Annotated in this window: 15 protein-coding genes; all 15 read right to left on the bottom strand. The window is 70.5% G+C overall.

The features are described from left to right. Positions 1-37: 37 nt before the first annotated feature. Positions 38-802 (bottom strand): ABC transporter ATP-binding protein, encoded by a 765-nt coding sequence (locus CG723_RS21645; protein WP_100595123.1) that lies wholly within the window; start codon positions 800-802, stop codon positions 38-40. Further along, complete coding sequence (locus CG723_RS21640) at positions 799-1,599, bottom strand: ATP-binding cassette domain-containing protein (protein ID WP_100595122.1); 801 nt, start codon at positions 1,597-1,599, stop codon at positions 799-801. The genes CG723_RS21645 and CG723_RS21640 overlap by 4 nt, the downstream gene beginning before the upstream one ends. Continuing rightward, the gene (locus CG723_RS21635; protein ID WP_100595121.1) at positions 1,596-2,414 is read right to left on the bottom strand and encodes an ABC transporter permease; all 819 of its coding nucleotides are present in this window, start codon (positions 2,412-2,414) and stop codon (positions 1,596-1,598) included. The genes CG723_RS21640 and CG723_RS21635 overlap by 4 nt, the downstream gene beginning before the upstream one ends. Continuing rightward, positions 2,411-3,376, bottom strand: coding sequence for an ABC transporter permease (locus CG723_RS21630; protein WP_100595120.1), 966 nt, complete (start codon positions 3,374-3,376; stop codon positions 2,411-2,413). The genes CG723_RS21635 and CG723_RS21630 overlap by 4 nt, the downstream gene beginning before the upstream one ends. Then, complete coding sequence (locus CG723_RS21625) at positions 3,376-4,896, bottom strand: ABC transporter substrate-binding protein (RefSeq protein WP_100595119.1); 1,521 nt, start codon at positions 4,894-4,896, stop codon at positions 3,376-3,378. Before CG723_RS21625 ends, CG723_RS21630 begins: the two co-directional genes overlap by 1 nt. A 41-nt stretch (positions 4,897-4,937) precedes the next feature. Beyond that, entirely contained in the window at positions 4,938-5,660 is a 723-nt protein-coding gene (locus CG723_RS21620) for a DUF1684 domain-containing protein (RefSeq protein ID WP_100595118.1), read from the bottom strand. Positions 5,661-5,819: 159 nt separating this feature from the next. Continuing rightward, positions 5,820-6,668 (bottom strand): GNAT family N-acetyltransferase, encoded by an 849-nt coding sequence (locus tag CG723_RS21615; protein ID WP_199841839.1) that lies wholly within the window; start codon positions 6,666-6,668, stop codon positions 5,820-5,822. Between the two features lie 383 nt (positions 6,669-7,051). Next, a complete protein-coding gene (ispG, locus tag CG723_RS21610) occupies positions 7,052-8,209 on the bottom strand; it encodes a flavodoxin-dependent (E)-4-hydroxy-3-methylbut-2-enyl-diphosphate synthase (RefSeq protein ID WP_100595117.1) in 1,158 nt (385 codons plus the stop codon). A gap of 189 nt (positions 8,210-8,398) precedes the next feature. Continuing rightward, positions 8,399-9,703 (bottom strand): M50 family metallopeptidase, encoded by a 1,305-nt coding sequence (locus CG723_RS21605; RefSeq protein ID WP_100595116.1) that lies wholly within the window; start codon positions 9,701-9,703, stop codon positions 8,399-8,401. Beyond that, positions 9,700-10,974 (bottom strand): 1-deoxy-D-xylulose-5-phosphate reductoisomerase, encoded by a 1,275-nt coding sequence (gene dxr / locus CG723_RS21600; protein WP_100595115.1) that lies wholly within the window; start codon positions 10,972-10,974, stop codon positions 9,700-9,702. Before dxr ends, CG723_RS21605 begins: the two co-directional genes overlap by 4 nt. Positions 10,975-11,062: 88 nt before the next feature. Then, positions 11,063-13,762 carry a preprotein translocase subunit SecA gene (gene secA, locus CG723_RS21595; RefSeq protein WP_100595187.1) on the bottom strand — a complete coding sequence of 900 codons (2,700 nt, stop codon included), beginning with the start codon at positions 13,760-13,762 and terminating at the stop codon, positions 11,063-11,065. A gap of 103 nt (positions 13,763-13,865) precedes the next feature. Beyond that, on the bottom strand, positions 13,866-14,252 hold the full coding sequence (locus CG723_RS21590) for a hypothetical protein (RefSeq protein WP_100595114.1): 387 nt from the start codon (positions 14,250-14,252) through the stop codon (positions 13,866-13,868). Between the two features lie 69 nt (positions 14,253-14,321). After that, positions 14,322-16,262, bottom strand: coding sequence for an acyl-CoA dehydrogenase family protein (locus CG723_RS21585; RefSeq protein ID WP_100595113.1), 1,941 nt, complete (start codon positions 16,260-16,262; stop codon positions 14,322-14,324). A gap of 266 nt (positions 16,263-16,528) precedes the next feature. Next, positions 16,529-17,974 carry an aldehyde dehydrogenase family protein gene (locus tag CG723_RS21580; RefSeq protein WP_100595112.1) on the bottom strand — a complete coding sequence of 482 codons (1,446 nt, stop codon included), beginning with the start codon at positions 17,972-17,974 and terminating at the stop codon, positions 16,529-16,531. A gap of 169 nt (positions 17,975-18,143) precedes the next feature. Next, positions 18,144-19,841, bottom strand: coding sequence for a PucR family transcriptional regulator (locus CG723_RS21575; protein ID WP_100595111.1), 1,698 nt, complete (start codon positions 19,839-19,841; stop codon positions 18,144-18,146). Between the last annotated feature and the right edge of the window lie 63 nt (positions 19,842-19,904).

Here is a 19,904-nt window from a genome sequence, read left to right as displayed (position 1 = left end):
GGGGAGACTACAGGGCCGTCCGGCGGCGCTCAGCTGATCAAACAGGCAGCCGGGGAACGCTGTCGAGCAGCCGCCGCGTGTAGGGGTGTTCGGGCGATCCGAGCACGTCACGGGTCTGGCCCTGCTCGACGACGCGTCCGCGTTCGAGTACGGCGGTCCGCTCGCACAGGGCGGCCACCACGGACAGGTCGTGGGAGACCATGACGATGGTCAGGCCCCGCTCCCGCTTGAGCTCGCCGAGCAGGTCGACGACCTTGACGCGGGTGGTGACGTCGAGCGCGCTGACGGGTTCGTCGGCGAGCAGGACGCGCGGGTCGCACACGGTGGCCCTGGCGATGGCGATGCGCTGGCGCTGCCCGCCGGAGAACTCGTGCGGGTAGCGCGACGCCGCGTCCGCCGGGAGCCCGACCTGTTCGAGGGCCTCGGCGACCTTCGCGTGCGCGGCGGCGCCGGTGGCCACGCCGAGCGAGCGCAGCGGCTCCGCGACGATGCGGCTGACGCGCTGGCGCGGGTCGAGGGAGGCGTACGGGTCCTGGAAGACGCACTGCACGGAGCGGCGGAAGCGCCGCATCTGCGCACGGTCGCCGAGCCGCAGCGGGTCCCCGTCGAAGCGGACGGTTCCGGTGGTGGGGCGGGCGAGGCCGAGGAGCAGCCGGAGCAGGGTCGTCTTGCCGGCCCCGGACTCGCCGACGAGCGCGAGGCTGTGGCCCGCGTCGACGGTGAGGGAGACGTCCTCGACGACGGGCGCCGCGGCCCCCCGGTAGGTGTGTCCGACCGAGTCGAGTTCGAGTACGGCGGTCATCGGGGCTCTCCCAGGTCCAGGGCGGATTCGAGCTTCCGCGCGCTGTCGACGAGCGCCTTCGTGTACGCCTGCCGGGGCGCGCGCACCAGGTCGCGTACCGTCCCGTCCTCGACGGCACGCCCGTCCTTCATCACGAGGACGCGGTCGGTGACGCGTGAGACGACGGCCAGGTCATGGCTGACGAAGAGGACGGCCATCTGGCGCTCGCCGACGAGGGTGTCGAGGAGTACGAGCATCTCGGACTGCACGGTGACGTCGAGCGCGGTGGTCGGCTCGTCGGCGATGAGCAGGTCGGGCTCGCAGGCGAGCGCCATGGCGAGGGCCACGCGCTGGCGCTGGCCGCCGGAGATCTCGTGCGGGAACGCGCGGGCGATGCGCCCGGGTTCGGGCAGCCTGACCTGTTCGAGGGCTTCGGCGACGGCCTTGTGGAGCGCGTCGCCCTTGAGGCCGCGGCGGCGGCGCAGCGGTTCGGCGAGCTGTCTGCCCACGCGCATCAGCGGGTCGAGCGCGGTCAGCGGCTCCTGGAAGACGATCGCGGCGGCGCTGCCGCGGACGCCCACGAGCCGCTTCTCGCTCGCCCCGACGATCTGGGTGCCGTCGAGTTCGACGCTGCCCGTGGCGGTCATCCCGTCGGGGAGCAGGCCGAGCACGGCGAGGGTGGTGAGTGACTTGCCGGACCCGGACTCGCCGATGAGGCCGAGCCGTTCGCCCCGGTCGACGGAGAAGCTGAGGCCGGAGACGAGCTCGCGGCCGTCGCTCGTGCGGATGGTGAGGTCGCGTACGTCGAGCAGGCTCATGCCGCCGTCCTCCTGCGCCGGGCCGGGTCGAGGGTGTCGCGCAGGCCGTCGGCGACGAGGTTGACGCCGATGACGAGGAGGACGAGGAGGATGCCGGGCGCGAGCGCCCCCGCCGGCGCGGTCGTGAACGTCGCCTGGGCCTCCTGGAGCATGCGTCCCCACGAGGCGTTGGGCGGCGGGGCGCCGAGGCCGAGGTAGGACAGGCTCGCCTCGGCGAGGACGGCGAGGCCGAACTGGAGCGCCAGGTTGACCACGAGCGTCGGCCAGATGTTGGGCAGCACGTGCGCGCCGACGATCCGCGGCCAGGAGGTGCCGGAGGTGCGGGACGCGGTGATGTAGTCCTGCGCAAGGACGCGTTTGGCGAGGATCCGGGTCAGCCGCGCCACGATCGCGCTCTGCGCGATTCCGATCGCGAGGACGGCCGAGGTGAGGGTCGCCGAGCGGGCGGAGACGATCAGCATGGCGAGCAGCAGCGTGGGGAACGCGATGAGGATGTCGAGCAGGGCCGAGACGGTGTCGTCGAACCAGCCCTGCGCGAACGCGGCTATGAGGCCGAGCGTGATGCCGACGACGGCGGCGATCACGACGGAGCCGAGCCCGGCCGCGATCGCGATCCTGGATCCGGCCATGAGCTGCGTCAGCAGGTCGCGGCCGAGTTTGTCGGTGCCTATCAGGTGTCCGTCGCCGGGTCCGGCGAGCCGTCCGCCGGAGGTGTCCGAGGGGTCGTACGGCAGCCAGAACAGGGAGACGAGCGCGACGAGGGCGATGAGTCCGGCGAGGACGCCCCCCGTCCACAGGGTCGCGGAACGCTTCATCGTGCGCCTCCCGAGAGCCGGTGGCGCAGCCGTGGGTCGACGATCCGCTGCACGAGGTCGGCGGCGAAGCCGATGAGCAGCACCGCGAGGGTGGAGACGAACAGGACGCCCTGGATGACGGGGTAGTCGTGCTGGGCAATGCCGGTGGCGAGCAGGGAGCCGAGCCCCGGCAGCGCGTACACGGACTCGACGACGACGGCGCCGAGCAGGGTCGACGCGAGTTCGATGCCGAGGATCGAGATGACCGGCACGGAGGCGTTGCGCAGTCCGTGCCGCCACATGGCCTGTCCGAAGGAGGAGCCGAGGGCGCGCGAGGTGCGCAGGTAGTCACTGTCGAGGACGTCGAGCGTCGCCGATCTGACGTAGCGGATCAGGGACGCCGACATGACCAGGGCGATGGTGACGACGGGCAGTACGAGGGAGCGGATCGCCTGCGCGGGGTCGGACCAGCCGTCCTGCGGGAAGCCGCCGGACGGCAGCCAGCCCGCGTTCAGCGCGAACACGGCGACGAGGATCATGCCGAGCCAGAACACCGGGACGGCGATGCCCAGTTGCGACACTCCGCTGAGCAGGGCGCCGTACCAGGTCCGGCGCTTGTACGCGGCGACGAAGCCGGCCGGGACCGCGATCAGTACGGCGAGCACGAACGCGGACAGGGTCAGCGGCACGGTGACGCTCAGGCGCTGGGTGACCTCGGGTCCGACGGGGAGCGAGCTGACGAAGGACGTGCCGAGGTCGCCGGTCGCGAGCTGCCCTACCCAGTGGGTGAACTGCTCGGGCAGCGGTTTGTCGGAGCCTATGGAGTGCCGCGCCGCCGCGATCTGCTCCGGCGAGGCGCCCACGGAGGTGAGCGCGTTCGCCGGGTCGCCGGGCAGCATCCTCAGAAGTACGAACAGCACGACGCTCGCGAGGACAAGGGAGACGACCAGGAAGGCGAGGCGGCGCAGGAGATAGCCGGTCATCAGCCCTTCTTTATGTCGTACGCGAAGAACTGCGAGTTCAGGCCGTTGACCGGGTAGCCGGACAGCTTGCTGCTCGCCACGACGATCTGCGGGTACAGGTACAGCCAGTCGCTGGCGGCGTCCTCGGCGGTCTTGCGGTTGACCTTCTTGAGGAGGTCGGTCTGCGCCCCCGTCGACGATGCCTTCTCGGCGTCCTCGACCCACCTGGTGACCTGCTTGTTGTCGTAGCCCCAGTAGAAGTCGGGGTTGCCGTACCAGACGAGGTCGCGGTCGTTCACGTGCTCCTGGAGCGTGGCCGAGAAGTCGTGGTTCTTGTAGACCTTCGTGTACCACTCGTCGGGCGTGATCGTGTTGATCTTGACGGTGATGCCGACCTTGGCGAGCTGCGACTTGATGAAGGTGGCGGCCGTCGGGTGCGGGTCGTAGTTCGGGGTGTCCAGCGTGAAGCTGAAGCCCTTCGCGTAACCGGCTTCCTTCAGCAACTTCCTGGCCTCGGTCGGGTCGTACGCGTTGACCTTGGTCAGGTCCTCGTACCAGGGGTCGGTGGGCGGCACCATCGACCCGATCTCCTTGCCGTAGCCGCCCCAGACGGACTCGAGGAGCTTCTTGTCGTCGATTGCGGACGAGACGGCCTTGCGGACCCTGACGTCCGTGAAGGGCTTGGCCTTGTCGTTGAAGGCGAGGAGGAGCTTGGTCGTCGAGTCGCCGTCGTTGACCTTGTAGTTCTGGTTGGACTTGAACTGGTCGAGGGCGTCGGGCGACTGCTCGCTGGTGACGACGTCGACGGCGTTCGTCATGAGCGCGTTGTTCAGCGCGGTCGCGTCCTTGTAGTAGTGGAGGACGACCTGCTTGTTCGTGGCGGCGGTGCCCCAGTAGCCGGGGAACCGGTCGAGGCTGAGCGCCGAGCCGCGCGTCCACTTGCCCAGCTTGTACGGGCCCGTGCCGTCCTCGGTCGTCTTCAGGTTCTTCGCCTGGTCGTTGATGATCCAGACGTAGGACAGGTTGTAGACGAAGGAGATCGACTTCTGCTTCAGCGTGACCTGCACGGTCTTCGCGTCGGGGGTGTCGACCGACTTGATGACCTCGAGATTGCTCTTGCGCGCGGACTGCGAGTCCGGCGCGATCACCTTCTCCAGGCTGTACTTGACGTCCTTGCTGGTCAGCGCCTTGCCACTGTGGAACTTCACGCCGTCGCGCAGGGTGAACGTGTAGGTGAGTCCGTCGCCGGAGACCTTGTAGTCCTTGGCGAGGAGGTTCTCGACCTTGCCGTCGTCGGTGAGCTTGAACAGGCCCTCGTAGACATTGCCGTTGAGCGCCTCGGTGACGCCCTGGCCGCCGCCCCCGGTGTTGTCCAGGTTCTGCGGCTCGTACAGGGAGCCGATGTTGACCGTGGCGTTCTTGTCGTACGCGCCACTGCCGCCGCTGCTGTTGTTGTCGCCGGAGCCACCGCACGCGGCGAGGGTCACGGCGAGGGCGACGGTGAGCACACCGGCGGACAGGGACTTCTTGGGGAGGTTCATGGGGCTGCCTTCGTGCGGGCGCGGGAGGGGCGCGCGAGAGATCAGTGCTGGTCGGCGAAGCCGTCGCGGAAGACGGGGAGCTTCTCGCCCGCTTCCACGGGGAGATGGAAGCGGTTCTGCCGCGGCGGCATCGGACAGTTGTACTGATCGGAGAAGCCGCACGGCGGGACGAACGCGCGGTTGAAGTCGAGCCGCACCCGCCCCTCTCCCGTGTGCTCGACGAAGAGGAACCGGCCCGCGCCGTAGGTGACCGTCCCGTTGGTCGGGTCGCCGAAGACGAGCAGCAGCGTGCCGTCGTCGTCGAAGGCGCTGAGCGTGTAGTCGGTGCCGTCGACGGTGAGCGCGATGTCGCCGGGGACGGCGAGATCACGGGTGCCGCCGTTGTCCCGGATGTGCTCGAAGGCGACGCGGCGGGCGTCCTCGACGGGGGTGTACGTGGCGTCCAGGACCCAGGCCGGGTCGAACGGGAAGGCGTCGGTGCGCTCGAAGTCCCGGATCGCGGGGGACTCGGCGTCCCAGAAGCGCAGCGCGTACTCGGGCTCGCCGGTCGCCAGGTCGGTGCGCTCGACGGTCGTGACGGTCACACCGTCGCGCTGTCCGGCGCGGGCCGCCGTGAGGTCCGGGCGCTCGCCCGCGGGCAGCCAGCGGGTCTCGACGAGAGCAAGGTTCCCGGTGGCGCCGGTGACGGAGCGGTGCCGCTCGGCGCGCCACTCCTCCCAGGCCTGGGAGGGGTCACTGGCACGGTCGGGCATGGCGGCACTCATTCGCGTAGAAACTCATCAGCGTCCACACCGGTGCGCAGGGAAGCTGGTCACACTGGGTGAAGCTTGAACCAAAGGAGCTTCTTTATCTTCCATAAGGGGCGCTAATGTCAAACGGCGCCAAATATGTGAGACACGTGCCACCGGGAGCGCGTGAGCGCCTCAGAACAGGACGCTCATGAAGGCGCCGACTTCCTCGAATCCGACCCGGCGGTACGCGGCCCGCGCCGGGGTGTTGAAGTCGTTCACGTACAGGCTGACCAGCGGCGCGAAATCCGCGAGCGCATAGCGCAGGACCGCCGCCATGCCAGGGGCGGCGAGGCCGCGGCCGCGGTGTTCGGGGGCGATCCACACGCCCTGGATCTGGCAGGCCCGCGTCGTCGCGGCGCCGATCTCGGCCTTGAAGATCACCTTGCCGTGCTCGTCGAGCCGGGCGAACGAACGCCCGCTTCCGACCAGCTCGGCCACCCGCGCCTGATACAGCAGGCCCCCGTCACCGGCCAGCGGCGAGACACCGACCTCCTCCGTGAACATCGCCACGCACGCCGGCATGATCGTCTCCATCTCGTCCTTGCGGACGTGGCGGACGTACGGATCCGGGGCGATGCCGTCGGGGAGCCGGTCCGCGACCATGAGGGGCTGCTGGGCGCGTACGTCCCTGGCCGGGCCCCAGTTCGGTTCGAGCAGCCGCCACAGCTGGGCGGTGGGCTCGGCGGGGCCGACGATGGAGGAGCAGCGGCGCCCGGCCCGGCGGGCCCGGTCGGCGAACCCGCGCACGGCCCTCGGGGTGGCGCAGATCGGGACCAGGTTCGCGCCCGCGTAGCAGAGGGATTCGAGCATCCCGTCCTCGTACCAGCCCCACATCTCGCCACCCAGACGCCACGGGTCGAGGCCCGCGGCCTGGACGCGGGACGCCACGAAGGCATTGGCAACCGGCTCGCGGTCGAGCACGGCGAGCGCGGCGTCGAGGTCACTCGGTTCGAGGACCCGGGTGGTGGTCTGAGTCAACACGTGCGGGGGCCTCACCATACGGTCTGCTGATCTCCGCACCTTACCTGTCGGAATTGTGCGGCGCCTCTGCCTCTGCGGCAGCGGCTGTTTGGGGGGCCTGCCTGCGGCGGCCCTGCGCCTTCTCGTCTGCCGGGTCGCCGTTGTCGTGCGGGTGCGGGGCGGTGTGTGGTTGCTCGCGCAGTTCCCCGCGTCCCTGAGATGACTGGCTTCGCCAGGGCATCTCATCGATGAGGCAGCGGCGCAGCCGTGTACCGAAGGGGCGCGGGGCCGTGTCCATCAGCGGCTCCGCCGCGGAGCGCGACCGGCCACGACGGCGCCGCACCCACACAACGACAAGGCCCGTCGTCCCCGAAGGGACGACGGGCCTCAAGGCGTGACATGGGTCACCCGGCGACAGCGACCGTGGGCTCGCCGGAGGCGACGCCGTCCAGTTCCATCTGCTCGGCGATCTTCAGCGCCTCTTCGATGAGGGTCTCGACGATCTTCGACTCGGGGACGGTCTTGATGACCTCGCCCTTCACGAAGATCTGGCCCTTGCCGTTGCCGGAGGCGACGCCGAGGTCGGCCTCGCGGGCCTCGCCCGGTCCGTTCACCACGCAGCCCATGACGGCGACGCGCAGCGGGACCTCCATGCCGTCGAGGCCCGCGGTGACCTCTTCGGCGAGCTTGTAGACGTCGACCTGGGCGCGGCCGCAGGACGGGCAGGAGACGATCTCCAGGCGGCGCGGCTTGAGGTTGAGCGACTCCAGGATCTGGTTGCCCACCTTGATCTCCTCGACCGGCGGGGCCGAGAGGGAGACGCGGATGGTGTCGCCGATGCCCTCGGAGAGCAGCGCGCCGAACGCGACGGCGGACTTGATGGTGCCCTGGAAGGCCGGGCCCGCCTCGGTGACGCCGAGGTGCAGCGGGTAGTCGCACTGGGCGGCGAGCTGGCGGTAGGCGTTCACCATCACGACCGGGTCGTTGTGCTTGACCGAGATCTTGATGTCGCGGAAGCCGTGCTCCTCGAAGAGGGACGCCTCCCACAGGGCGGACTCGACGAGCGCCTCGGGGGTGGCCTTGCCGTACTTCTTCAGGAGCCGGGCGTCCAGGGAACCGGCGTTCACGCCGATGCGGATCGGGGTGCCGTGGTCCTTGGCCGCCTGCGCGATCTCCTTGACCTTGTCGTCGAACTGCTTGATGTTGCCCGGGTTCACCCGGACCGCGGCGCAGCCCGCCTCGATGGCGGCGAAGACGTACTTCGGCTGGAAGTGGATGTCCGCGATGACGGGGATCTGCGACTTCCTCGCGATGGTCGCGAGCGCGTCGGCGTCGTCCTGCGTGGGGCACGCCACCCGCACGATCTGGCAGCCGGACGCAGTGAGCTCGGCGATCTGCTGCAGCGTGGCGCCGATGTCGGACGTACGGGTCGTCGTCATGGACTGCACCGACACCGGTGCGTCTCCGCCGACCGCCACGGTGCCGACCTGGATCTGCCGGCTCCTGCGGCGCTCGGCGAGCTTGGTCGGAACGGACGGCATGCCGAGAGAAATCGCAGTCATCTGCTGTGCAACCCCAAGGTGTGGAATCGAGACCCGAGAAGAAGACACGGATCGGGGTCCCGTGGTGAGCGGGCTCCAGGCTTCGAGATTACGGCACCGCCCCGGCGCCGAGCACATCACGTCCGGAAGTCCACCCAAAGGTAGGCGGCCGGGCACAGAGCATGCCTGGCCGCCATGAACTATGGGTAACTACGAGATTTTGACCGGGTTGACGACGTCCGCGATCAGTACGAGGACGGTGAAGCAGACGAAGATTCCGGCCACGACATAGGCGACCGGCATCAGCTTCGCCACATCGAACGGGCCGGGGTCGGGCCGCTTGAAGACCTTCGCCACATTGCGTCGCAGCGACTCCCACAGGGCGCCGGCGATGTGCCCGCCGTCCAAGGGCAGCAGCGGCAGCATGTTGAAGAGGAACAGCGACAGGTTGAACCCCGCGACGAGCATCAGGGCCATACCGAGCTGCTGGGTCGCCGGGATGTCCAGGTTGAAGATCTCCCCGCCGACGCGGGCCGCGCCGACCACACCCATCGGCGAGTCCGGCTCACGCGGGCCGTCCCCGAAGGCGGCGTCCCACAGGGCCGGGATCTTGCCGGGCAGGGCGGCGAGCGAGTTCACGGCGTCGCCGACCCGGTCTCCCATCCAGGTCACGGAGTCGCCGAAGTCCTGGCGCACGACACCGGTCGAGGCGCTGAAGCCGAGGAATCCGGCGTTGATGTACTCGCCCTGGACGATCTGGCCGCTGCCGTCCTTCTTCGCCACCTGGTTGGTGGCGATCTTGGCATGCAGGACCTTCTCCTGGCCGTCGCGCCGGACGACGATGTCGACCGTCCTGCCGGGGTTGGCGCGGATCTCGTCGGAGAGGGTGTTCCACTTGTCGGTCTTCACGCCGTTGAACGAGACGATCTTGTCCTTGGCCCGCAGTCCGGCCGCGGCGGCCGGGGAGGCGGGGTCGGACTTCTTGCACGTGTCGCGGTTCTCACTCTGCTTGACCACGCACTGCTGGACCGAGCTGACCGTGGTGGTCTGCTGCGTGATGCCGAAGCCCATCAGGACGGTGAAGAACAGGCCGACCGCGAGGATCAGGTTCATGAAGGGGCCCGCGAACATCACGATGACCCTCTTCCACGGCTTGCGCGTGTAGAAGAGGCGCGTCTCGTCGCCGGGCTGGAGCTCCTCGAAGGCCGCCGCCCGGGCGTCCTCGACCATGCTGCGGAACGGGGAGGTGGAGCGGGACTGGATCTTCCCGTCCGGGCCGGGCGGGAACATGCCGATCATGCGGATGTAGCCGCCCAGCGGGATCGCCTTGACGCCGTACTCCGTGTCGCCCTTCTTGCGCGACCAGACGGTCGGGCCGAAGCCGACCATGTACTGCGGCACGCGGATCTTGAAGAGCTTCGCGGTCGAGAGATGCCCCAGCTCGTGCCAGGCGATCGAGACGAGCAGTCCGATCGCGAAGACGACTATGCCGAGGATCATCATCAGGGTCGTCATGCACGAGCCTCCGCGGTCGATGTCGCCTGTGCCGTCAGTTCACGGGTCCGGGCGCGTGCCCAGGTCTCCGCTTCGAGGACGTCCGCGACGGTCAGGGAAGTTCCCGCCGCCGCTGCCGAAGGCGCGCCGTGTTCCTCGACGACCTTCGTAACGGTGTCCATGATGCCGTTGAACGGCAGCGCGCCGTTCAGGAACGCGTCCACGCACTCCTCGTTTGCGGCATTGAACACTGCCGGGGCCGTCCCCGCGAGCTTGCCCACGTGCCGGGCGAGCCCGACCGAGGGGAAGGCCTCGGTGTCGAGGGGGAAGAACTCCCAGCTCGACGCCTTCGTCCAGTCGAACGCGGGCGCCGCGTCGGGGATCCGCTCGGGCCAGCCCAGGCCGATGGCGATGGGTCCGCGCATGTCGGGCGGCGTGGCCTGGGCGAGGGTGGAGCCGTCCGTGAACTCGACCATGGAGTGCACGTAGGACTGCGGGTGCACGACGACCTCGATCCGCTCGAACGGAATGTCGTAGAGGAGGTGCGCCTCGATCACCTCCAGGCCCTTGTTGACGAGAGTCGCGGAGTTGACGGTGATGACCGGGCCCATCGCCCAGGTCGGGTGCGCGAGCGCGTCCTCGGGTGTGACGTGTGCGAGGTCCGCCTTCGTCCGTCCCCGGAAGGGGCCGCCGGACGCGGTGACGACGAGCTTGCGGACGTCCGCGCGCTTGCCGGCCGCGAGGGCCTGGAAGAGCGCCGCGTGCTCGGAGTCGACCGGGATGATCTGGCCCGGCTTCGCGAGCGCCTTGACGAGGGGGCCGCCGACGATGAGCGACTCCTTGTTGGCGAGGGCGAGGGTGCGCCCGGCCTCCAAGGCAGCGAGCGTCGGGGCGAGGCCGATGGATCCGGTGATGCCGTTGAGCACCGTGTGGCAGGGGGAGGCGGCGAGCTGGGTGGCCGCGTCGGGTCCGGCAAGGATCTCGGGGAGCGGCTCGCCGTCGGCGTACTGTGCGCTCAGTGCCTCGCGCAGGGCGGGCACGACGTCCTCGCGGGCGACCGCGACGGTCCGTACGCGCAGCTGCCTGGCCTGTTCGGCCAGCAGGCCGACCCGGCCGCCGGCGGCCGACAGCGCCGTGACCGTGAAGCGGTCGGGGTTGCGCAGCACAAGGTCGATGGCCTGGGTGCCGATCGAGCCCGTGGAGCCGAGGATGACGACGTCCCGCGGGCCGTCCGTGCCGGCGGGATCGTAGACGAGGTGCGGGTCCGCGAGGGGGGATGCGCTGTCGCTCATACCCCCCATTGTGGCGTGGCCTCCGGGCGCCTCGGACAGCGCGTCCCCCGGCGGTTCGTCATCGCCTGCGCCGGCGGCGGCCCTTCGTTCAGGCGGACGGCCGCGGGGAGGACCCGGGCGGCTCCGCGTCGCGCGGTGCGTCCTCGTCGGGGGCGGCATCGAAGTCGCCTTCCTGTCTGCCCCCGGCGGTGTCCAGGGTGGGCGCGCTGAAGTGGAGACGGTCGGGGCGCCGGGCCGCGTCGAGGGCGTCGGAGGGCGGCGCGTCGGTAGTGGTGTCGAGGTTGAAGACGTAGCCGACCGACTCCTCCTTGATGGCGTCCATCATGGCCGTGAACAGGTCGAACCCCTCGCGTTCGTACTCGAAGATCGGCTCGCGGCCCAGGGTGTAGCGCAGGCCGATGCCGTCGCGGAGGTAGTCCATCTCGTAGAGGTGTTCGCGCCATTTGCGGTCGAGGACGGCGAGGACGACGAGGCGTTCCAGGTCGCGCAGGGCTTCGGCGCCGAGCTCGCTCTCGCGCTCCTCGTAGCGGGCGTGGATGTCCTCGGTGACGGCGTCGACGAGGAGGCCGGCGGTCAGCTCGGCGCGCCCGCCGGCCGCCTCGTCGAGCTCGTCGGCGGTGATGCCGCACGGGTAGAGCTCGTGGAAGGCGGCCCAGAGCACGTCGAGGTCCCACTCCTCCGGGTAGCCCTCGGCGGTCTCATTGGCGATGTACGCCCCGACGGTGTCGTCCATGAAGCGGAGTACCTGGGCGCGCATGTCCTCGCCCTCCAGGACGCGGCGGCGTTCGCGGTAGATGAGGGTGCGCTGCCGGTTGAGTACCTCGTCGAACTTGAGGACTTCCTTGCGGGTCTCGAAGTGCTGCTGCTCGACCTGGGACTGGGCGGAGGCGATGGCGCGGGTGACCATCTTGTTCTCGATGGGCACGGACTCGGGGAGGTTCGCCATGGCCATGACCCGGTCGACGGCCTGGGCGCGGAACAGGCGCATCAGGTCGTCCTCCAGGGACAGGTAGAAGCGGGACGCCCCGGGGTCGCCCTGGCGTCCCGAGCGGCCACGCAGCTGGTTGTCGATGCGCCGGGACTCGTGCCGTTCGGTGCCAAGGACGTAGAGCCCGCCGAGCTCCTTCACCTCGTCGTGCTCGGCGGCGGCGGACGCGGTGACGCGCTCCTCGACGGCGTGGCGCCGGTCGGAGTCGTCGTCCTCGGCGGGGCCGCGTTCTTCCAGTGCGGCGGCGGTCATCGCCTCGGGGTTGCCGCCGAGCATGATGTCGGTGCCGCGGCCCGCCATGTTCGTGGCGACGGTGACGGCGCCCTTGCGGCCCGCCTGGGCGACGATCTGGGCCTCGCGGCGGTGGTTCTTGGCGTTGAGGACCTCGTGCCGGATGCCGCGCCTGCGGAGCTGTTCGGACAGGAGCTCGGACTTCTCCACGGAGGTGGTGCCTACGAGGACGGGCTGCCCGGCGGCGTGCTTCTCGGCGATGTCCTCGACGATCGCGTCGAACTTGGCGCTCGCGGTGCGGTAGATCAGGTCGGGGTCGTCACGGCGGATCATCGGCCGGTTGGTGGGGATGGGCACGACGTGCAGCTTGTAGATCTGGTGGAACTCGGCGGCCTCGGTCATGGCGGTGCCGGTCATGCCGCCGAGCTTGGCGTAGAGGCGGAAGAAGTTCTGCAGGGTGATCGTGGCGAGCGTCTGGTTCTCGTCCTTGATGTCCACCCCTTCCTTGGCCTCGATGGCCTGGTGCAGGCCCTCGTTGTAGCGCCGGCCCGCGAGGATGCGGCCGGTGTGCTCGTCGACGATGAGGACCTCGCCGTCGATGACGACGTAGTCCTTGTCGTTCCTGAAGTGCTCCTTGGCCTTGAGCGCGTTGTTCAGGTGCCCGATGAGCGGGGTGTGGGCCGCCTCGTAGAAGTTCTCGATGCCGAGCTGGTCCTCCAGGTAGGAGACCCCACGGTCCAGGATCGCCACGGTCTGCTTCTTCAGGTCGTACTCGTAGTCGTACGTGGCCCGCAGCTCGGCGAGCCGGTCCTTGTCGGCCTGGGTGGTGAAGTGCTCGTCCTGGACCGGGACGCCCTTCATGTTCCGGACCAGTCCCGCGAAGACGCCGTACCAGTGGGTGGGCTGGTCGGCCGGGCCGGAGATGATCAGCGGTGTGCGGGCCTCGTCGATGAGGATCGAGTCCGCCTCGTCGACGATCGCGAAGTGGTGGCCGCGCTGCACCAGTTCGTCCTTCGACCACGCCATGTTGTCGCGCAGGTAGTCGAAGCCGAACTCGGTGTTGGTGCCGTACGTGATGTCGCAGGCGTAGGCGATGCGCCGGTCGGCCGGGTCCATGTCGGTCCTGACGACGCCGACGGTGAGGCCCATGAACCGGTAGGCCCGGCCCATCCAGGCGGCGTCGCGCTCGGCGAGGTAGTCGTTGACGGTGACGAGGTGGACGCCTTTGCCGGCCAGCGCGTTGAGGTAGACGGGCAGGGTCGCGGCCAGGGTCTTGCCCTCGCCGGTCTGCATCTCGGCGATGTTGCCGAGGTGGAGCGCGGCGCCGCCCATCAGCTGTACGTCGAAGTGGCGCATGCCGAGCGTGCGGCGCGCGGCCTCGCGGATCGCGGCGAAGGCCTCGGGCATGAGGTCGTCCAGGCTCTCACCTTCGGTGAGGCGCTGCCGGAACTCGGCGGTGAGGGCCTGGAGCTCGGCGTCGGTGAGCGCCAGGAAGTCCTCCTCGACGGAGTTGACCTGGTCGGCGATGCGCTGGAGCTTGTGCAGGATCCTGCCTTCGCCTGCGCGCATGATCCTGGAAGTGATGTGGTCGAACCCGGTACCCGGCACAGGAGCCTCCCCCCTGTACCCAATGTCCGCCTCGTTGCCCTTTGAGGCAAGGAGGCGGGCCCGTTCACTGCCCGGTCATGGACCGGATGTAGTGACTGAGGTTGGCGCTGAGGACGCCGCGCACGTAGAGGATCGCGCCGGCCATCCCGATGGGGAGCGAGAGCGCGAGGACGGCGAAGATCATCGGCCAGGGCTCCAGGACGCAGGTGTTGGAGATGCCGTCGTCGTAGCTCCTGCGGATCTCCTCGAAGAGGAGCCCGTCGTCGCAGCCGGCGCCGTGTTCGTCGCCGGACGCGAGGAGGAAGCCCGGCGGCAGCAGGAGCCGGGCCAGGACGTACAGCCACAGCAGCGCGGAGAGGACGAGCAGCCAGAAGCCGCGGGTGCGCATCTTCAGCGCGTTGTCGCGGAACCGTCGTTCCAGGTCGTTGCGGTACTTGCGCTCGTCGCGCATGACTGCCATCTCCCCCGGGGCCTGTGGGACTTGCGGTGAGCAAGATACCCGCGGGCCCCGGGGCGCGGTTCAGCGGATGGGGCGCCGGACGTTCTCCCGCTTCGAGGGGCCGGGGGTCGCGTCCGCGATCCACGCGCCGTCGCCGCTGGGGTCGATGACGCCCTCCTCCAGCCAGGTGTAGGAACCGCCGAGGACGCCCTTGGTGACCTTGCGGTCCAGTTCGTCGGTGTTGTGCCACAGGCGCCCGAAGAGTTCGTCGACGCGGACCCGGGACTGGCTGCAGAACACGTCGGCGAGCTGGTAGGCCTCGCGGCCGTGTTCGCCGGCGCCGCGCAGGTGCTCGGCCCGTACGCAGGCCGCGCTCATCGCGAAGAGTTCGGCGCCGATGTCGACGATCCGGCCGAGGAAGCCCTGCTTGGTCTCCATCTTTCCCTGCCAGCGGGACATGGCGTAGAAGGTGGAGCGGGCCAGCTTGCGCGCCGAGCGCTCCGCGAAGCGCAGATGGCCGGAGAGGTCGGCGTGGCCCGCGGGGTGGAACTCGCTGTAGGAGTTGGGGAGCTGGCCGGGTCCGGCGACGAGCTTCGGCAGCCAGCGCGCGTAGAAGCCGCCGGCCTTCGCGCCCGCCTTCGCCTTGTCGGACAGGGACTTGTCGGGGTCGATCAGGTCACCGGCGACGGACAGGTGCGCGTCCACGGCCTCGCGGGCGATGAGGAGGTGCATGATCTCCGTCGAGCCCTCGAAGATGCGGTTGATGCGCAGATCGCGCAGGAGCTGCTCGGCGGGGACGGCGCGTTCGCCGCGCGCGGCGAGGGACTCGGCGGTCTCGAAGCCGCGGCCGCCGCGGATCTGGACCAGCTCGTCCGCCATCAGACAGCCCATCTCGGAGCCGAAGAGCTTGGCGAGGGCGGCCTCGATGCGGATGTCGTTGCGGTCCTCGTCCGCCATCTGCGAGGACAGGTCGACGACGGCTTCGAGCGCGAAGGTCGTCGCCGCGATGAACGAGATCTTCTGGCCGACCGCCTCGTGGAACGCGACCGGCTTGCCCCACTGCTCGCGGGCGCCCGACCACTCGCGGGCGATCTTCAGGCACCACTTGCCCGCGCCCACGCACATCGCGGGCAGCGAGAGCCGGCCCGTGTTGAGGGTGGTGAGGGCGATCTTGAGGCCGGCGCCCTCGGGGCCGATGCGGTTCGCGGCCGGGACCCTGACCTGGTGGAAACGGGTCACGCCGTTCTCCAGGCCGCGCAGGCCCATGAAGGCGTTGCGGTTCTCGACCGTGATCCCTTCGGAGTCGGCCTCCACGACGAAGGCCGTGATGCCGCCCTTGCGCCCCTCCGCCTTCGGCACCCGCGCCATGACGACGAGCAGATCGGCGACGACGCCGTTCGTCGTCCACAGCTTCACGCCGTCGAGGATGTACGAGTCCCCGTCGGGCACCGCGGTCGTGGCGAGGCGCGCCGGGTCCGAGCCGACGTCGGGTTCGGTCAGCAGGAACGCGGTGATGTCGGTGCTGGCGCAGCGCGGCAGGAAGGTGTCCTTCTGCTCCTGCGTCCCGAAGATCTTCAGCGGCTGCGGCACACCGATGGACTGGTGGGCCGACAGGAGGGCGCCGATCGCGGGGTTCACGGTGCCGACCAGGGCCAGGGCCTTGTTGTAGTAGACCTGCGTGAGGCCGAGGCCGCCGTACTTGGTGTCGATCTTCATACCGAGGGCGCCGAGCTCCTTGAGCCCGTTGATCACCTCGTCGGGGATCTGCGCCTCGCGCTCGATGCGGGCCGGGTCGATGCGTGTCTCGCAGAAGTCGCGCAACTTGGCGAGGAACTCCTCGCCGCGCCGGACGTCCTCGCCCGCCGGCTGGGGATGCGGGTGGATCAGGTCCAGCCTGAAGCGCCCGAGGAAGAGCTCCTTGGCGAAGCTCGGCTTGCGCCAGCCCTGTTCGCGCGCGGCCTCGGCGACCTGCCGGGCCTCGCGTTCCGATACGGATGGCTGCTGGGAAGTTGGGGCCGCCATGGGGGCTCACCTCGACGCGAGTAGGGGCCGTTCGGCATCGGCTACCGACGGGTGCTACTCGGTCGTATGTACCCGAAAACCGGCAACCCGACCACCCCTCGCGCACCGATCGGGTCATCCGTACCGGCATTCGGGGGACAAGGGTCCGCCGGGCCTGCCGTCAAATGGTGGGCCCGGGAACGCGGACGGCCGGAGCCCCCGCACAGTGGGCTCCGGCCGTCCATGGCCGGCGTACGGATCAGGCGTACGCCGGGGTCTTGCCGGTCCTAGAGGGCGAGGCCCGTCAGGACGAGGACGCGCTCGTACGTGTAGTCGTCCATCGCGTAGCGCACGCCCTCGCGGCCCACGCCGGACTGCTTGGCGCCGCCGTACGGCATCTGGTCCGCGCGGTAGGACGGGACGTCGCCGATGACCACGCCGCCGACCTCGAGGGCGCGGTGGGCGCGGAAGGCGGTCTGCAGGTCGTGCGTGAACACGCCCGCCTGGAGGCCGTACTTGGAGTCGTTGACCGCGGCGAAGGCCTCGGCCTCGCCGTCGACCTTCTTGACCGTGAGGACCGGTCCGAAGACCTCCTCGCAGGAGATCGTCACGTCGGCCGGCACGTCGGCGAGGACGGTCGGGGCGTACGTGGCGCCCTCGCGCTTGCCGCCCGCGAGCAGCGAGGCGCCCGCGGCGACGGCCTCGTCGACCCAGGACTCCACGCGCTTGGCGGCGTCCTCGCTGACCAGCGGGCCGACGTCGGTGGCGTCGTCCGCGGGGTCACCCGTGACCTGCGCCTCGACGGCCGCGACGATCTTCGGCAGGAGCCGCTCGTACAGGGAGGCGTCGGCGATGACGCGCTGCACGGAGATGCAGGACTGGCCGCCCTGGTAGTTGGAGAAGGTGGCGATACGGGTCGCCGCCCAGTCCAGGTCCTCGTCGGAGGCCCAGTCACCGAGGACGACGGCCGCGCCGTTGCCGCCGAGCTCCAGCGTGCAGTGCTTGCGCGGCACGCTGTCCATGATCGCGTAGCCGACGGGGCCCGAGCCGGTGAAGGAGATGACCGGCAGGCGCTCGTCCTGGACCAGGGCGGGCATGCGGTCGTTCGGGACCGTGAGGACGGACCATGAGCCGGCCGGGAGGTCGGTCTCGGCGAGCAGCTCGCCGAGGATCAGCGAGGAGATCGGCGTGGCCGGGGCCGGCTTCAGGATGATCGGGGCGCCGACGGCGATGGCCGGTGCGACCTTGTGGGCGCTGAGGTTCAGCGGGAAGTTGAACGGCGCGATGCCGAGGACCACGCCGTGCGGAATGCGGCGGGTCAGGGCGAGCCGGCCGGTGCCGCCCGCGTCGGTGTCGAGGCGCTGGGCCTCGCCGCCGTTGAAGCGGCGGGCCTCCTCGGCGGAGAAGCGGAAGACGGAGACGGCACGGCCGACCTCGCCGCGCGCCCACTTGATGGGCTTGCCGTTCTCGGCGGAGATCAGCTGGGCGATCTCCTCGGTGCGCTCGGTCAGCCGGTCGGCCACGTGGTTGAGGGCCTTGGCCCGTACGTGGGCGGGGGTGGCGGCGAACTCGTCGCGGACGGCGTACGCGGCGGCGACGGCCTCCTCGACCTGCGCGTCCGTGGGCACGCTGACCTTGCCGACCAGCCGACCGTCGTAGGAGTTGGTGACGTCGAAGGTGGCGTCACCGGTGGCCTCGCGGCCCGCGAGCCAGAAGGCGTGAGTGGCGGTCATAGTCGGTCCCGGCCCTTCCGCAGTGGGTGTGTACTGGGGTCTTTCCGGACCAACGGTAGGCGGGCGGGGGCGGAGCCGTGTTTGTCCGACGTGTCGGAGTCCGTGAGTGCGGCGCGCCGCTTTGGCAGAGGCGGGCGCGGGTTCTGTCCGGAAGGGCGGCCCGGTGGGCCTATTCGCCGCCCGCGCTCGTCGCCTTGAGGGCCAGCCACAGCTCCATGCGCACGTCCGGATCGTCGAGCGAGCGGCCGAGGATCTCCTCGACGCGCCGCATCCGGTAGCGCAGGGTGTGGCGGTGCACGCCGAGGTCGGCGGCGGCCGCGTCCCACTGGCCGTGCCGCGACAGCCAGGCGCGCAGCGACGCCACGAGGTCTCCGCGGCCGGTCGCGTCGTGGTCCTTCAGAGCCCGCAGGAGACCGTCCGCGAAGGCGCGTACGGCGTCGTCGGCGAGCAGCGGCACGACGGAGCCCGCCGCGACCTCCTCGTGCTCGACGAGAGAGCGCCCGCGCCGCCGGGCGACGGAGAGGGCCTGTTCGGCCTGCTTGTAGGCGGTCGCGGCGGCGATCGGCCCGGCCGGTGCGGACAGGCCCACCACGAGTTCGTCGTCCTCACCCGCGCCGCCCTGCTCGCGCTGCGTCAGGCGGGCGGTCTCCAGGGCCTCGGCGTACTGGGTGCAGGCGCCCGTCGCCGCGCCGCCGTCGGCGGCGAGCAGCACGAGCCGGTCCCCGTCGGGCACCACGAGGACGGCCTCCCCGGAGCGGGCCGCGGCGGCCTCCACGACGTCGGCGAGCCCGGTGAGCGGGTCCCCGGAGGCGGCGACGGCCGCCGCCCCCGTGCCCGGCGCGGGCCGCTCCGGCTTGTCGAGGGCCACGCGCGCGTGCCCGTCGGCGTGCGCGCGGCCCGCCGACGCGGACGCGACCTCGGCGACGATCATCCGGAAGGGCGCGTCGAGCAGCCCTCCGTACAGGTCACCGGCGACGGTCCTGGCGTGCTCGGGCTCCCCCGCGAGCAGCATCCGCAGGACCGCCGCGCCGATGCGCTGCTCGGCCGCGTGCAGCGAGCGGGAGCGCTCGGTGGTGAGGGTGAGCAGGGCGATGGCGGAGTGCAGCGCGTAACGCTCGGCGGTGCCGAGGGCCGCGGCGGTGCCCACGGCGAGGGCGGCGCGGGGCCTGCGCCCGGTGCCGAGCGAGTGCAGCTCGACGCGGTCCTCGTCCCCGCCGCCGTGCTGTTCGCTGCCGCCGACGACCGCGCTGGCCGGGGCGGGCCGCTCGCGCAGCCGCTCGACGTCGCCGACCAGCCGGGCCGCCCGGCGCCCGGCCCACTCCGGCGCGGCCGCGACCACGGCGCCCGAGGCGTCGTACAGCGCGGCCCAGCCGTCGACCTGACCGGCGAGCGCGCCGAGCAGCCCCTCGGGCCCGCCGCTCAGCGCCTGCTTGGTCAGCTCGCGCTGGGCGGCGAACCCGGCGGTGACGGCGCGGTACTGGTCGGCGGCGATGGCGGCGGAGACGGCCTTGCTGATGGCGATGAAGGGGGTGCGGCGCGGCACTTCGAGGAGCGGGAACTCCTCCTCGCGCGCCGCGTCGACGAGGGCCTGCGGGACGGCGTCGTAGTTGACGCCGACGGCGAAGCCGAGCCCGACGACTCCGGCGCCCGCGAGCCGCTTCACATAGCGGCGCATCGCCTCCGGGTCCTCCGCGTCCAGCTTCAGCGCGGTGAACAGGAGCAGCTCGCCGCCCTCCATGTACGGCACGGGGTCGGCGAGCTCACTGACGTGGGCCCAGCGCACGGCGGTGTCCAGCCGTTCCTCCCCGGCGCGCACGGTCAGCTTGAGCGCGGAGTGATGGACGAGGGAGGCGAGCGTGGGCGGCATGAGGCCTTCAGGTGTGCGACAGGTGGTGCTCGGGTGCGGGGTGGATCCTGTGGATCTTTTGGC

The sequence above is a fragment of the Streptomyces sp. CB01635 genome, from assembly GCF_002803065.1.
GTDB lineage: Bacteria > Actinomycetota > Actinomycetes > Streptomycetales > Streptomycetaceae > Streptomyces.
Note: the sequence above shows the minus strand (reverse complement) of the source record. Positions and strands in the feature narration are given on the sequence as shown.

What these genes read in the sequence shown, in the direction of transcription:
- CG723_RS21645 (WP_100595123.1), bottom strand. Translation starts at nt 802, where the DNA reads ATGACCGCCGTACTCGAACTCGACTCGGTCGGACACACCTACCGGGGG.
- CG723_RS21640 (WP_100595122.1), bottom strand. Translation starts at nt 1,599, where the DNA reads ATGAGCCTGCTCGACGTACGCGACCTCACCATCCGCACGAGCGACGGC.
- CG723_RS21635 (WP_100595121.1), bottom strand. Translation starts at nt 2,414, where the DNA reads ATGAAGCGTTCCGCGACCCTGTGGACGGGGGGCGTCCTCGCCGGACTC.
- CG723_RS21630 (WP_100595120.1), bottom strand. Translation starts at nt 3,376, where the DNA reads ATGACCGGCTATCTCCTGCGCCGCCTCGCCTTCCTGGTCGTCTCCCTT.
- CG723_RS21625 (WP_100595119.1), bottom strand. Translation starts at nt 4,896, where the DNA reads ATGAACCTCCCCAAGAAGTCCCTGTCCGCCGGTGTGCTCACCGTCGCC.
- CG723_RS21620 (WP_100595118.1), bottom strand. Translation starts at nt 5,660, where the DNA reads ATGAGTGCCGCCATGCCCGACCGTGCCAGTGACCCCTCCCAGGCCTGG.
- ispG (WP_100595117.1), bottom strand. Translation starts at nt 8,209, where the DNA reads ATGACTGCGATTTCTCTCGGCATGCCGTCCGTTCCGACCAAGCTCGCC.
- CG723_RS21605 (WP_100595116.1), bottom strand. Translation starts at nt 9,703, where the DNA reads ATGACGACCCTGATGATGATCCTCGGCATAGTCGTCTTCGCGATCGGA.
- dxr (WP_100595115.1), bottom strand. Translation starts at nt 10,974, where the DNA reads ATGAGCGACAGCGCATCCCCCCTCGCGGACCCGCACCTCGTCTACGAT.
- secA (WP_100595187.1), bottom strand. Translation starts at nt 13,762, where the DNA reads ATGCGCGCAGGCGAAGGCAGGATCCTGCACAAGCTCCAGCGCATCGCC.
- CG723_RS21590 (WP_100595114.1), bottom strand. Translation starts at nt 14,252, where the DNA reads ATGCGCGACGAGCGCAAGTACCGCAACGACCTGGAACGACGGTTCCGC.
- CG723_RS21585 (WP_100595113.1), bottom strand. Translation starts at nt 16,262, where the DNA reads ATGGCGGCCCCAACTTCCCAGCAGCCATCCGTATCGGAACGCGAGGCC.
- CG723_RS21580 (WP_100595112.1), bottom strand. Translation starts at nt 17,974, where the DNA reads ATGACCGCCACTCACGCCTTCTGGCTCGCGGGCCGCGAGGCCACCGGT.
- CG723_RS21575 (WP_100595111.1), bottom strand. Translation starts at nt 19,841, where the DNA reads ATGCCGCCCACGCTCGCCTCCCTCGTCCATCACTCCGCGCTCAAGCTG.